The 13526-nt window shown below is 59.7% G+C and carries 13 protein-coding genes; 1 reads left to right on the plus strand and 12 read right to left on the minus strand.

The window, feature by feature from the left end:
* Positions 1–540 precede the first annotated feature (540 nt).
* Entirely contained in the window at positions 541–831 is a 291-nt protein-coding gene (locus AC1DXM_RS03310) for a hypothetical protein (RefSeq protein WP_477231966.1), read from the plus strand.
* Between the two features lie 65 nt (positions 832–896).
* Here AC1DXM_RS03310 and AC1DXM_RS03315 read toward each other — a convergent pair whose 3' ends face one another.
* The 12 genes from AC1DXM_RS03315 to AC1DXM_RS03370 form a co-directional block, all read right to left on the minus strand.
* A complete protein-coding gene (locus AC1DXM_RS03315; RefSeq protein WP_477231738.1) occupies positions 897–2213 on the minus strand; it encodes a hypothetical protein in 1317 nt (438 codons plus the stop codon).
* 263 nt (positions 2214–2476) lie between these two features.
* On the minus strand, positions 2477–3487 hold the full coding sequence (locus AC1DXM_RS03320) for an Lnb N-terminal periplasmic domain-containing protein (RefSeq protein WP_477231967.1): 1011 nt from the start codon (positions 3485–3487) through the stop codon (positions 2477–2479).
* A 120-nt stretch (positions 3488–3607) separates the two neighbouring features.
* Positions 3608–4885 (minus strand): alpha/beta hydrolase, encoded by a 1278-nt coding sequence (locus AC1DXM_RS03325; protein ID WP_477231739.1) that lies wholly within the window; start codon positions 4883–4885, stop codon positions 3608–3610.
* Positions 4886–5167: 282 nt separating this feature from the next.
* Positions 5168–5431 (minus strand): hypothetical protein, encoded by a 264-nt coding sequence (locus AC1DXM_RS03330; RefSeq protein ID WP_477231968.1) that lies wholly within the window; start codon positions 5429–5431, stop codon positions 5168–5170.
* A 147-nt stretch (positions 5432–5578) separates the two neighbouring features.
* On the minus strand, positions 5579–6535 hold the full coding sequence (locus AC1DXM_RS03335; RefSeq protein WP_477231740.1) for a DUF2950 domain-containing protein: 957 nt from the start codon (positions 6533–6535) through the stop codon (positions 5579–5581).
* 24 nt (positions 6536–6559) lie between these two features.
* On the minus strand, positions 6560–7897 hold the full coding sequence (locus tag AC1DXM_RS03340; RefSeq protein WP_477231741.1) for a DUF3300 domain-containing protein: 1338 nt from the start codon (positions 7895–7897) through the stop codon (positions 6560–6562).
* A gap of 408 nt (positions 7898–8305) precedes the next feature.
* Positions 8306–9340, minus strand: a complete 1035-nt coding sequence (locus AC1DXM_RS03345; protein WP_477231742.1) for a DUF2955 domain-containing protein — start codon at positions 9338–9340, stop codon at positions 8306–8308.
* Positions 9330–10454: an HlyD family secretion protein gene (locus tag AC1DXM_RS03350; protein ID WP_477231743.1), complete on the minus strand. Its 1125-nt coding sequence runs from the start codon at positions 10452–10454 to the stop codon at positions 9330–9332. The genes AC1DXM_RS03345 and AC1DXM_RS03350 overlap by 11 nt, the downstream gene beginning before the upstream one ends.
* A gap of 362 nt (positions 10455–10816) precedes the next feature.
* The gene (locus AC1DXM_RS03355; RefSeq protein ID WP_477231744.1) at positions 10817–11272 is read right to left on the minus strand and encodes a potassium channel family protein; all 456 of its coding nucleotides are present in this window, start codon (positions 11270–11272) and stop codon (positions 10817–10819) included.
* On the minus strand, positions 11269–12375 hold the full coding sequence (locus AC1DXM_RS03360; RefSeq protein ID WP_477231745.1) for an AI-2E family transporter: 1107 nt from the start codon (positions 12373–12375) through the stop codon (positions 11269–11271). The genes AC1DXM_RS03355 and AC1DXM_RS03360 overlap by 4 nt, the downstream gene beginning before the upstream one ends.
* Positions 12376–12459: 84 nt before the next feature.
* Positions 12460–12678, minus strand: a complete 219-nt coding sequence (locus tag AC1DXM_RS03365; RefSeq protein WP_477231746.1) for a hypothetical protein — start codon at positions 12676–12678, stop codon at positions 12460–12462.
* Between the two features lie 133 nt (positions 12679–12811).
* Positions 12812–13525, minus strand: a complete 714-nt coding sequence (locus tag AC1DXM_RS03370) for a L,D-transpeptidase (RefSeq protein ID WP_477231747.1) — start codon at positions 13523–13525, stop codon at positions 12812–12814.
* Between the last annotated feature and the right edge of the window lies 1 nt (position 13526).

A 13526-nucleotide genomic window follows, 5' to 3' on the forward strand; every position in this document is an offset into this window, starting at 1 on the left:
GAACATGGCGACCTATGCCTCGTTCGCGCCAACGGGTCGGTCGAGTTTCCAAAGTGATCGCCGCTTGCCTGTATGTCCTTCCCGCAGGATAAATATCGGCCCCGGCAAGCTTGTCTTTGTTTGGGTCTGCAGCCCGTTCTCCGGACACGACTATGGGGGAAATCCTGCAGAAGGGAATGCGCAAACCAGCCTTTGATCCTATGTCGACCGGACGTCGTGTTTTTGAGTCCGGGACAGTTACCGATCGGCGGATTGACTGCAAAATTGGCGCTGTCCAGCGGATTGAGCGCGACGACGTCTCGAGTGTCGTAAGCATTGAACCAACTGGAAACAGTCTTTGGGAAGACGATCGGGCTAAGTGGTGTTCGAACCGCCCTTATTCCTAGCGGACAGCCAATCGTTACACGGCCTGGACTTTCAAAGAGCCATTCTGCTTGGCGCGAGTCTTACCCAGCCCGCGATTTTTCGCCGGCTGAAATATCCTTGCTGTTTTCCAGGACCGGTCCATGTTCATCGATCGGGAGTTCCGTTGTGTTGGCCATGAAAAGTCTGTCGATCGCCTTTCTTGCCGGGGTGGCAGTTTGTGTCACGAGCGTCGCCCATGCGCGACCGGACACACGGGCGATGACCTGCGAACAGACGCATGCTCTGATCAAAAGCCATCGCTCGGCGGTTCTGACCACCGGCCGCAACACCTACGATCGATACGTCCGCCAGTTCGGCAACGAATGCGACTGGCCGGACGTTCCGACCGCCGCCTCGGTCCCGACACGCGACGGTCAATGCCGCGTTTATCGGTGTGCGGAACCGAGCTTCAATCGATCTCCTTGAGGATCATTTCACGCCCTCGTGCATGGGAGCGGCGAGTGTTGAGAAGTTTGCATGACTTACCATCGCTAGCTGGCAGGTATGGCAACCAGGAAGCCGCTGGCCAGCAGATATTCATAAAGATGCAGTAGAGGGGGTGCGGGGCGCAACTGATCGGCAGTTATCCATTGCCGGCCATCGTCGACCTCCCATCCGCGTCCCAGCTCAGTCTCCAGCAGGGGACGCAACTCCTCGCGATGGCATGGATAGGCCAGTACACGTACGTTGGAGCCGAAAAGCCGCGCGATACCCTCAAGCAGGCGGCCTTCCAGGTGCTGGTATCTCACATCGTCTAGAACCCGTATCAACGCAGGCAGCGGCACGGCAAAACGCAAAGGCGCCTGTGTGTATCGACGCACGAATGCGGTGGCGCGGTACAACTGGCGGTGCCGCATCATCATCGCCGCGCCCTCGCCAACTGCAGGCAGCGGGGTATCAGAATCGACGACCATCAGGCGCACATCGATGACATCCTTCACCTCAGGATTCCCAGCGACCTCGCGTCGGAGCGTTGCCAGGCACGCCGCAATCGCTTCAGGTGACAGGTCGTCGCGCGGGTCGCTCGCCAACGGTACGATGGCCACAGACTTCTTGTAGAGGAACTCGTTCGCAGCGACGGCCACGCCATCACTGTTCAGCGTCACCGCCTCAGCCCTGCCGTCGCGTGCCAAGGCCTTGTGCAGTTCGCGCATGTCGCAATCCGCGAACGCACGGCCTCGCATCACGATCTGATCAATTTCGAGGCGATCATTTGCAAGGCTGTCGAACATCCTCGCGGGCAAATCGCCGGGGGCTGCCCGCTCATTCAGCAGCGCATGCAGCAGGTTCACACCGAGAATGCCCACCGCCTCCTGCTGAAGCAGGTTGGCATTATCGCGAAGGTTTACGTGCAGCAGAATGTCGCTCGCCTCAGCCTGCGGGTGATCCTGAAAGCGGACGCCGATCCAGCCGTGGCAATCGTTGGTGCCGGCAAAGTTGCGGGCGGCGATAGTATCGGCGAAAGCAAACAAGCGCGTATCTTTGCCGCGCGTGTCACCGATCTGTTGCACAAGCGATTTCCATTCATGATCGAGCATGGTTTCAAGCCGCGGCCTGGACACGTAGCGTGTTCCGGAGCCGTAAAGGTCGTCGCTCACTTCCTTGTCGTAGGCTGAGACAGTCTTGGCCACCGTGCCGGACGCGGCACCAACGCGCAGAAACCATCGCGCCACTTCTTGACCCGCGCCGATCTCGGCAAACGAGCCGAAACTCGTCGGGTCGAGATTGACCTCCAGCGCCTTCCGATGCGTGTCGGCAGAGCCGTTATCCGATCGGCCAGTCGCATCGGTGGTGGCAGTATCATTCATGGCGGGGTCTCTGTGTTGGACTGCGGTTGACTCTCGATACTGCCCCCCGGCGCTAGCTGCAAAGTTGATCCGCTGCGCGAGTTGTTCGCTCTAAACGAGCCGCGCCCAATGCGCATTCACCTGTCGCTATTGAACCGCGCGAAGATCGCCGCTGCTATGAGGTCGACAGAATTTGCAATAAGCATAACGAGTCCGCTTTAGGGCGGCTAGCAGTGTTGCTACGCCAGTTGGCGCTTCGACCCACCAGCGACGCCCCTGCGAGATCAATAGCCTAGGTGGGGAGACGGCACACCAACCCGGATCAATCTCGAAAAATCCGGCGAAAGGCCCGACTTCCGCGCACGGTCGTCTATGTGGGCCAACTCCCTCAAGGTCGACATTGGCAAGCGAGTGTCGAGTGCACCCCGGTCGTACGCATATTCGGGAAGGTAGCCGTTGACGATGAGGCGCCAGTCGAAAGGAATTGGGTCACCGACCGCGCGCATCATCTTGACGATCGTTGTCGTGCAGTTCGTCGTGATGGAATTGTAGAATGCAGGACTCGCGGCAAGCGCATTTGCATCCGAGACGTATTCCAGCAGAAGCGCGCGGGCCGCGTCCGGCGACGCTCTCAGGCGATAGATCTGGACATCCTCTCCCCGAACATTTGACCTGACGCCGACCACGTCTCGCTCGTCGGCCGCGATAATGACCAGGGGATTGCTCTTGAACAGGTCCGCTATGGGCGAAAACTCGCCACCGACGCGACGCCGCACCTCGATGGACCAGGCAAGATGCTCACCCCCGGAAAAACCAAAGCTCATGATGACATGGGCGATTTTCGGCCCAGCCCAATAGGACATGAAGAGGTCGGCGGTCTGAACGGTGGAAAGGTCGTAGGTCCGGCTTGTCCAGCGTTCGGTGAAATCGGTGCCGCTGCGCCATTCGAAGTCGCGCACGTCTTTCAGCGTCAACAGATTTCCGTCGCGGGTGCCGGTTACCTGACGGGCCACATCTGGCGCCCAGTCGGCGACGCCCAAAGGCTTGATGGTGCTCCACCAACCCAGAACTGCAGCAAACGCGGCCACAAACAGGACAAACGTCGGGATACGAAACCGGCTGAAGAGCGCGATGATGGTGCCGAGGCCGAACAAAACGAAAAGGGCGCAGGCCACAGCCCGACTAGGTTCTCCCCCAGGCAGCCGATACCACATGGCAAATCCGGCCCAGGCAGTCAAAATTGCAACAGCCAGTGACAGGATGATGGCGAGCGCTATCCGAGCGGTGCGATGCATCATCCCCCTTCCAGCCATGCAGGACCCGCAGAGGCGCCGCTTCGGGTGCGGCTGGGCCCGCTCGTTGCCATCTGAAATGCCATTCTCACGGAACGTGAGAAGCAATTTCGAGATTGGGCATCAATAAGCTTCGCTGCCGCCCTGGCCCCGTTGAGTCATTACTTTCTTGCAGCCCTTCGTGGAGGTCGCGCAACCCTTGTTGGCCTGGCTGCTTGGAGAACCAGTTAAACTCTCGACCTCATTGCCGTAGTTTTCCCTGGTGTTCTGATCGACCACTGCAACGGGTGCCGAAATCACCAACCCTGCAGCACTGCCAGCCGCCGCCGCCGCACCGGTCGTCGCTTGCACGATCGTATCGCCAAGGCCCACCCTGCTGTCGCTCAGGGTCTGGCCGCCGGCCATGCGCGTCCCGATCAGCTGCACGATCTGCGGCGATGAGGCGAATTTGCCGTGATTCAGACTGTCGCCGGATTTAACTTTCGTCAGGTCGATGACGACCACATTGTTGCTCGCGAGCTCTTCCTTGTACGGAGCTTGCTGCGGATCAATCGAACCGAGCCGCGGGATATTGCCCCACACCCGTCGCGAAACCTTGAGCGCGCGATCGTCCTGCGAGACAAAAAGGGTGAACTGTGGGTGCTGTTTGCCCATATCGGCAATCTGGGTGCGAAACACGTCGACATCGACGTCCGGCGCAGCCAACATTACGTTCTTGAATTTCGCCGGCAGTCCGCCGTTGCGGATGGCCATCTGGCGCAAGGATTCCAAGGCAAGCCAGTTGCCCATCGAATGGGCGAGGATCGAGACCTCCTTTATGTCAGGATCGCGGGCGAGATACTGGAACAGCAGCTCGAGTACATCGCGGGTATAATTGGTGCTTTCGCGATCGTAGCCATAGGCCAGCGTACTGCCTCGGGAAGGCCATGTGACCAGGATCGGAGCGCTGTCCGTACCGGTATCCTTAGCGATTTGCGCAAAGCGATACAGGGAGTCCTCGAAGCGGTTGTTGAAGCCATGGATGAAAACCAGAACGCTGTGGTCCGGGCTCTTCCTGACGGAGGCGTGCAGCCATGCCTTCGCGCCATCCCGTGTTAGTTCTTCGGCTTTCACCACTGCGAAATCGGTTGCAGGGTTTGACGGCAGCTTCTTAGGCCAGGCGACCTCGCCGACCTTGCGCACCGACGCTGGCGGGATAGACACCGTAACGTCCGCAAACGAGGGAGCGCTTCCGCGTTCGCCCGTATACATCTCAGCAGGATTGGTCGAACGGGCGCGCGTCGTAGTCACCAGCATATCCACCTTGCTGGATGACGGGGACGTATCGGCCACCGGCAACAAGACATTCTTCGGGCGGGACGCGCAGCCTAAGAGCAGGCCGACCAATGCAAATGCCAGCAATGCGTTGGTGGCCCGCCGGACTTTCAATCTACTTATAACGCCGGTTCTCAAAACGCCCCCCAAGTGTGCAACCTCGACAAGGTGGCTGATACCGTTGTCGCCAACCGATCAGTCGATGCAGATTGCCACGATAGTGGCCCCCGAGGACTGATAGCATGCCGCTCCACACTGCTAATTGAAGTATCGAAGTCCTCTGTTTTGCGCAACTGCTGGCATGTCCCGTAAAGTTTCGCATCGAAGCGCGGCGAGGAACTGGAAAACGAATACCTCATGCCGCCGACTTTACTTGATACGAGCGACGCCACCCGAAATCTCGATCGTTTCCGACCCGGTCAGGGGCTCGAGGTCACCATTGGGCCAGGTGACGAAACAGCCTTTCGGGCAGAATTCCACGGTCTCGCCGGCATGCAGTACAAGCTTCGTCTTGTCGCCGCCTTCCGTCACTACAAGCGTACGGATCTCGCCATCCTTGTTAACCACGACGGCCGCCAAAGCCGAACCACCCATGGCAAGAACAGCAATGGCGGCGGCGAGCGACTTCAACACGTCGCACTTTATCTGCCGATTTAGCGGCGGGCTGTATTTGAACTGCTTGGTTAGCAGGGTTGTGAGCCACCAGTTCTGATTGATCATGAAGTGGCCTCTGGCAGCAGGGCCGGAATTGGTGGCAAGAGCAACCATTTCAAACTGAAGCTAATCACCGGTCACCTGCCATTTGTCACCGGGATTGAATTGCTTTATCGCGCCAGCCACAGCCTCCGTTTTCGGACCCAGGTCTGCCTCATAGACAATGCCTTGCTGATTGACCGCGAAGGTTTTGACACCCGTTTCCGCATATTTCACAGGCCAGGCCAGAAGCGCGAAACCGGCGATCATGTTGCCGTTGATGACATAGTCGTAAGCGCCCCCGGCGATGTTCTTGCCTTGGCCCGTCAGTATGCGGAACCGATAGCCAAAATAGCCATTGCCTTTCTTCGCCTTGTCGAGAGCAGCCTGGTTGATGAAGTCGCCTGCCGGACTGACGCCATGGGCTTCATCGGACGGCCAATACAGTCCGTCGGCCTGGCCCTCGCTGCTGATCAGCTTCTGGGCGTATTCGAGCACGCCATCGCCATCGCGGTCTTCTGCCGCGTAATCACGTTGGGCGTCCACGTAGGCGCGAACCGTTTCGATTGCCGCGATCTCATTTTCGCCGACGCGCCGGTTGATGATCTCTTCGATGCCAGCCTGGGTGTCGAAAGCCCATTTGCCGTCCTTACCCTTGGTGATCGGGAATGGCAGCGTCCATAGCTTATCGCCAATATTGAGTTCCTTGCGATCGCCAAGATCGTGCACGATCACCGTCTTCGCAGCGCCTTGCCGGATCTGCGCGTAGGTATCCATCACGCCTTCGCTTGTCCGCAGCTTCGTGGCATCCAGCCCAAGCAGTCCGGCCAGTCCATCGAAATCATCCTTCGCCAAGGCCGACTTGAACGCTTCCACCGCCGCTGAGGGATTATCGAAAGGCGGCGGGCCTTTCTTGGCCACGTAATCCGAGAGGCTGTGCACCTCCTGCGCGCCGGCAAAATTTGCGGAACCCGCGCCAATGCTCAAGATCATTCCGGCACCGAGCAGCGAGCGTAGAACAAGACTCCGGACAGACGTTTTCATGTCGGTTTTCCTCTCGCCAAAGTTTTAACGCCTGCGCCCGCCACCGCCGCGCCCGCCACCGCCCTGCCTGCCACCACCCTGCCTGATCATCTTGTGGCCGCCGCTGCTGCGAATGCCGCCTCCCATGCTCCTCGCACCGCGGTTGGAGGCTATCTGCTGACGTTTTCCGGAGCTGACGTTGCCAAGACCCGAAGGATTCCTCGGTCTGTTGTCTGCCCTCATTGCGGGCTTCGGTTTTCCAACCGGTCGAGTGATTTTCCCTGGTTGGTCAATTTTTCCAGCCGAAGCATTCGGGTTGGTTGGCCTCTTGAGATCCGGCCTTGTTTCTGGCCTGGCTTTCAGACCTTGTCTGATTTCGCGTTGGCGGATGTCTTTCACCTTCGCCGAATTCCCAGGCAGCGCGCTGATCTGGCCTCTCCTTAATTCGGATGCCTTGTCGCGCATATTGTTGCGATCGTTCGTTTTGACGCGATTGCCGATGCTCGTGTTATCGATCTTGGCGAATTGGTTTTTGTCGAAATTTATCTTGGAACGGTCGACGTTTTTCCAGTCGACGTCGTTGAAATTGACCTTGCCGTTTATGTTGTTGAAGCAATTGTTGCAGTCGATATCGATATCGTTGCCGTTCCAGGGCCCTCCCCATACACCCCCACCATTCCAATCCACCGCCGCTGCCCAGACGGCACCGGTCACGAAGGCCGCGAAATAGGGCGCGGTGGGATAATAGTAACTTGGGTAGGGGTCTGGATAATAGGAAATCGGAGCAACCGGATAGTCGGTGGCATAGAGCATTTCAGGCTCGTACCGTGGAACATAGACCTTGTCCGCACTGGCGGACCGGATGACGACATTGTCGTTCTCCTCGACAACCTTGATCTTGTCATCGGACTTGATCACGCCTTTGGCGACAGCCTTGTCGCGCAACTGTTGGATGGCGACCAGAACGTCTTTTTGCTGATAGGTCAGCGCGTTGCCAAGCGTCTGGGTCCACTCCAGATCGTCACTCATCATCTTGACGATGTCGGGATAGTTGAGCAGCGAGATGACGCTGCCGTCCCAGCCTTCCTTCGGTTTCAGGCCTGGCTTCTTGGCGACCTGATCTAAAAATCGGCTCGCTTCCACGATCTGCAATGGATAAAGCGACGCTTCGGAAATCACCGCGACAAGTTCATCGGGGTAGAGCGCAATTCGCGCTACCAGGATTTCGAGTTCATCCTCGTCGAGCGGTTCGGGGGTGGCCGCTGCGGCAGCCGTGGCAGCGGCTTGATCCTGAGCAATCGCGAAAGAGGCAGGACCGGAGCACATCAAGAACGCCATTATGGCCACAGCGCCAAAAGGCCAGCGCGGAAACTTGATCCCCATTGTCGTCCCTCCAAGGTATGTGAACCTGGTGGTCAGCGATGTTCTATCGCCGAGTCCGGGCGAAGGTTCTTGCCTTGGGGCTACGTTGGCGCATTGCCTGCCGATGCGGAAGGTAAGTAACTGTATGCTACGTGCAGAACTGAGAGACCCTGCCAGCAGATCAGTCGATGTCGGGGCCATCTTTCGGATCGAATGTACCCGTCAAGCAGCAGTGTTCGAGGGCGTGGCGCAGATGGCCGCCGGATCCGAACCATGAGATGTTCTTGGGCGTCGAAGCAAGCATCCGGCCGGCGATTTCGAGGGCGATCGGCTAGGTCTTTGCTCGGCGGCTTCGGCAAAACGGAATACCGCTGAGACGAGGCCTGGATGAAACGGAAAGGACGCAAAGCCCGAGCGGTCACAAGCGCTTCATGACGGCACCCTGTCTGCAGCGCTGCGCCTCGGTCCTGGCCAAAGCAACGCCGTCATGAAGATCGTATAGGCGATCGCTATCAATATGTAGTTGACCCGCGTGGCAAAGGATTCCGCCGCTGATCCCGGCAAGGGCGAGACGCCCGTTCCAAACAGGATGAGGAAGATTGTCAACGCACCCGCGTAGAGCTTGGCGGCAGGATTGCTCAGCGCGGCGCGGCCGCCAAACACCAGGCCGGCAAGCAGCACCAGGACGAACAGCGTGGGGGTAGTGGGACGAACCTGCAGAAATGCGAACGCAACGGATGCGGCCGCGCCTCCGAGGAGATTGACCAGGACAAGGCCGAAGGCTGCCCTTGCGCTTGCGATGACATCGAGTTGCGACAACAGCGATGCGACGGTGACCGGAATGACGATCGCCGTGGCGAGGCCGTCCCGTGTCAGGCAAGCGAGCACGGCGATCAGCAGAATGATGGCATTGGCGGCGGCATAGCGCGCAGCGCGCGGGTTTGCAGCAGGAGCCGGGGCCTGAAAATCGGCGCTGCCTCGGTCGGGTATGACCGCATGGGCAATCCACATCAGGATCGCTCCACTGACCACGCCCTGCACAAGGATCGACAGGATGGAATCGCCGAGATCGCGGTTGAGGACTGTCAGCAGCGGCACCATCACGGCGACCACCAGGACAAGAAAGATCGCCCCGCCGCCCTTGCCGTTCGCCTGCAGGTAGAAACAAACGAAATAGAGAAGCCCGAGCAGCAGCAGCAGGACCGGCGGCCGATCACCTGTCAGTATCGCGACGGCCTGCAGAAGTACGCCGGCGACAACAATGAGGATCGCCATCCCCAGGGCCTGTTTCAGCTGCAGTGGGCGGGAACTGGCGATCAGGAACTGCGCTGCGAACAATGGTCCCAGAAAGGGGATGATGGCCCCTGACAGAACCGACCACGTGAAGCCGACGGCTACGGCCAGCGCGATGCGCAGACCCTTGCGCCTGGCATTGGCGTGCGCAAGGTCGCCATCAGCTGACATAGGTCAGGACCGACAACACGCGCATCCAGATGCGGCCGATCGCATTGGTCACCGGATTGTCGCCGGTATAGATCACCACGTTCGCCTGCGACCCGTAGCGCACGCCCTTGGGCCTGCCCTCGTCGAGGATCAGGCGGACCGGAAAACTCTGTGGCGTTCTCACCCATCCGCTTTCGGTGGAAATCTTCGGCAGCCCCGTCTTGGGGTCGACACTTCCCTGAGCCACGCCCATCCCGACGCTCTCGACCGTCGCGCCAAAAACCTGGCCGGGCAAGAGATCGAACAACACGTCCGCGCGGTTGCCGGGGGCGACGTTCTCGAGGCTGTTTTCCTTGAATGCCGCGGTGATCCATACCGTGCCGACATCGATGAAGGTCATCGCGCTCTGGCCGGCGCCGACAACGCCTCCGACGGAGAGCTGGAGGTTGGTGACCACGCCCTGCGCCGGCGCCAGGACCGTGGTGCGCAAGAGATCAAGCTGTGCGCGTTCAAGCGCCGCGAGCGACTCCTTCAGCTGCGGATTGTCGGCGCCGGATGGCCCAAGCTCCTCCTGCGCCCGCTTGAGGTCCGCTTCAGCGGCGACGACGGAGGCATTTGCCTGGTCCACCGCCGCCTTCGCCTCGTCATACTTCGCCTTGGAATAGACGCCGCGCTTGACGAGCTCCATGGCCCGGTTGGCCTGTTCCTGGACGTTGTCGCGAACTGCTTTTGCTTCCACAAGACGTGCCTGGACGGCATCGACGGAGGCTGTCGAAGCGCCGATCGACTGGCCGACTCGGGCAAGCTTTGCTTCCGCCTCATTGACGGCCAACTGGTATTGCTGCGGATCGATACGAAACAGCATCTGTCCAGGCTTCACGCCGCTGTTGTCGGTCACACCCACTTCGATGACCCGGCCGGTGACCTCCGGCGCGATGCCGACGACATACGCACTGACCGTCGCCTGCGATGAAGAAGGCGTGCGCCTTTCCATGAAGACCGCAAGCACGAACAAGAGGCAAGCCAGCAGCAGCACGACAAGGGCGACCCGGCGCAGCGGATTCCTCTTCGTCGCTTGTGTATCGGCGCCGTGAGCAGAGGTGTCTTGAGAGGTCCCGGTTGCGTCGGACGCCATGGCATCTTCTCCCTGTCAGATTAGGCGGGCATCACGCCGCGGACGGATGCCTGCTTTCTTGTCAACTTCGGCCCAGGCAAACCGGCATGGATAACCCGGCGCCCAGGCACGAGTAATCACGACCCACACCGCGCATCTGGTTTTCATTGTCGTAAGCGACCCCTGACCGTCTCTACACTATACACCGTCTTTTGACGGTTCCAGCCAACCGGGACTTTATTTACGTGGCAACAACCGCGAATGTCGCACATTGATTTACCTGCTCGCGCCATCGGATGTCCACGCGGATACACTATAGGTTGGCGGCTTGTTCGATCTCTCCAAAGCCTCGGCCGCTGAAGCGCGTCCTCGGCAGGTAGACTTCAACCGGCATCCTTCGCGCGGGCCGGATGCGCCGCGGTCCACTTGGCCGTGGCATGCTGGACAGCGGCGATGAAGAGGGCAGTGGTAACCCCAAACATCATCAGCCCATTGGCGGCCTGAAGTGGCGCAAGTAGCCGCATGCGGCCGCTGAGAACCACGTCGCCATAACCAAGCGAGGTAAAGGTGACGCCCGAAAAATATACCGCCGTTTCAAAGTCCTCAAAAGCACCTAGCGACCTGTAGAGCAGCGCCCAGAACGCGACCTGCACGATGTTGCCGATCATGAGCACGATCATCAGTATCGAGAATTGCAGGAAGATCGACCTCCACGGCTTGGGACCCAGCGGTCGTTTGGTGGCCCAGGCGAAATAGCGCGCGGCCAGCATCGATGCCAGAGCCTGCAGTGCGAGGCATACCGACATAGCCAGCAAGCCAACTACAAGAACCGTGATCATGCCGCTGGATCCTCGATCCGTGCCCCGCCTTCGACCGTAGGCTGGCTAAGCCATTCATTGAGCAGCACATAGCCGACGGCCAGCAGCACCGGGCCCACAAACAGGCCGAGCAGGCCGTCGACAAGCATGCCGCCGATGACACCAATCAGAATTACCGGCATCGGCGCTTCCAGTCCGCGACCGAGCATCAATGGCTTGAGGATATTGTCGCTGAGGCCGGCGAAAAAGGTCCAGACCGCAAAGATGATCGCCGGCGTGGTTGCTTCCGTCGAAAAGACATAAGCCATGACAGGCAGGGTCAGCAGCACCGCCGGCACCTGCACAATGGCCAGCAAAAGTGTTGCGAGAGTTAGAAGTCCGGCTCCCGGAACGCCAATAGCGAAGAATCCGATACCGACGAGCAGCGCCTGGATCACCGCCACGCCGACCACGCCGAGTGCCACGCCGCGGATCGTGGCGGCGGTCAGCGTAACCAGGTGAGCCCCGCGTGCCGTGCTGCCGGTGATACGTTCCAACAGGTGCTTGGCGAATTCGGCGGCACCCTTGCCGTAGGCGACGAGAACCGCCGCGATTGCGAATGAAAGGACAAACGATAATTCACCGGCGGCCAGGCCGCCGGCGAACGACATCAGCGATGTCGCAGGGCCGCTCAACATCTGGCCATATTTGGCAAGCGCCGCTGGCGTGTTGGTGGCGACGAGCGCCCAGGTTTCCGTCAGTTTCTGGCCGACCAGCGGAAGGTCGGCCAGCCATGGCGGCGGTGGCGGCACGGTCAGAGTGTGGTTCTGCAAGGCCGAGACAAGCGAAAATATGGAAGACCCGAGCGACGTCACCACTGCGACTATCGGCACCAGCATCACCACAACGCTGACCAACCCGATCAGCACCGCCGACCACCGATTACCAAGTCGGACGGCCAGGCGAAGGTGCAGCGGATTGAGCATCACCGCCAGGATGACCGACCAGAGCAGGATGCCGGCAAAAGGCAACACGATCCGGCTGCAGGCGTAGACCAGCAAGGCCAAAAGTCCGATTTTAAGTGCGGCATCGATCATGGTCGAGCGCGGAAGCGCGTGATCGGCGTTAGGCGCGTTCGGGTGCATTTATTTATGCCTCGTTGCCCAGTCCATACATTGTCGCCAATTCCCGTCGCTGGAGCGACCACTCGAGACCCCGATCGGAGCGGATCAGACAGGCTCAACCGATTTGACGGCGCCGTCGGTGTCCACGAGGCAGCTTGTCTTCTTGCCGCCGGCATCGAGCTCGACCTGATAAGTTTTGGAATCGATCTTGCTCGACGAGATCGGAAGTATCTTGGCGCTGTCGACGCCGCTCGCCTTGGCGACTGCGTTGGCGCAAAGAAGCTGCAGATCCGCCGGGGCCGTCTCGACCTGCGTCCTCGACATCTGCTCCGGAGCAGGCGGCGGCGTGCTGACGCAAGCGCTCAAACTCTGCGCCATGAATCCAAGAGCTACAACCAGGATCCAACTTTTCACTGCATGTTTTGCCAACATTGCTTGTCCCTCTCCGAATGCCGCTTCAAACGCCCTTGTAAAGGGCCGCCCCCTGCATGAGAACGATGACCTTGGCGCCGACGTTGACGCGGGCAGCGAAGTCGGTGATGTCGTCGTTCCGCATCCGGATACACCCTGATGACACGTCGAGTCCGATCGTCCAGGGCTCCGGTGTGCCGTGTATCCGGTAGATCGTGTCTTGATCGCCCTCGTAGAGATAGAGCGCCCTGGCGCCGAGCGGATTGTCGGGACCTCCCGGCATGCCTGCCGCGTATTTGGCCGCGTTCGGATCACGAGCGACCATTTCGGCCGGGGGCGTCCAGGTCGGCCATTCCGCCATGCGGCCGACGCGCACGATACCGGCCCATCCAAAGCCTTCTCGACCGACGCCGATGCCGTAGCGCATGGCCTGCTGACCTGACTGCACAAGGTAGAGAAAATGCTTGTTGCCATCGATGATGATCGTACCTGGCGCCTCCGCGGTTCGGAACTTGACCATCTGCGGGCGAAATGCCTCGGGCACCTCTTTATGGGCGGCGTAGTATTTTCGCGCTTTCTTCTTGTCGTAATCGACCCATTTATGCGTCTGCGGATCGAATACCTGCGTCTGAGCGGCATACGCCAACGTCGCGCCGATCGCGGTCATGACAAGCGCTGCGCCAAGAACAAGGCAGCGACCAGCCATTCTGCGATTATTGCTTGTCGAAGTGACGGACCGGTTTGCGAGCGAAGAGGTCATG

It is taken from the genome of Mesorhizobium sp. P3_A2, from assembly GCF_056403115.1.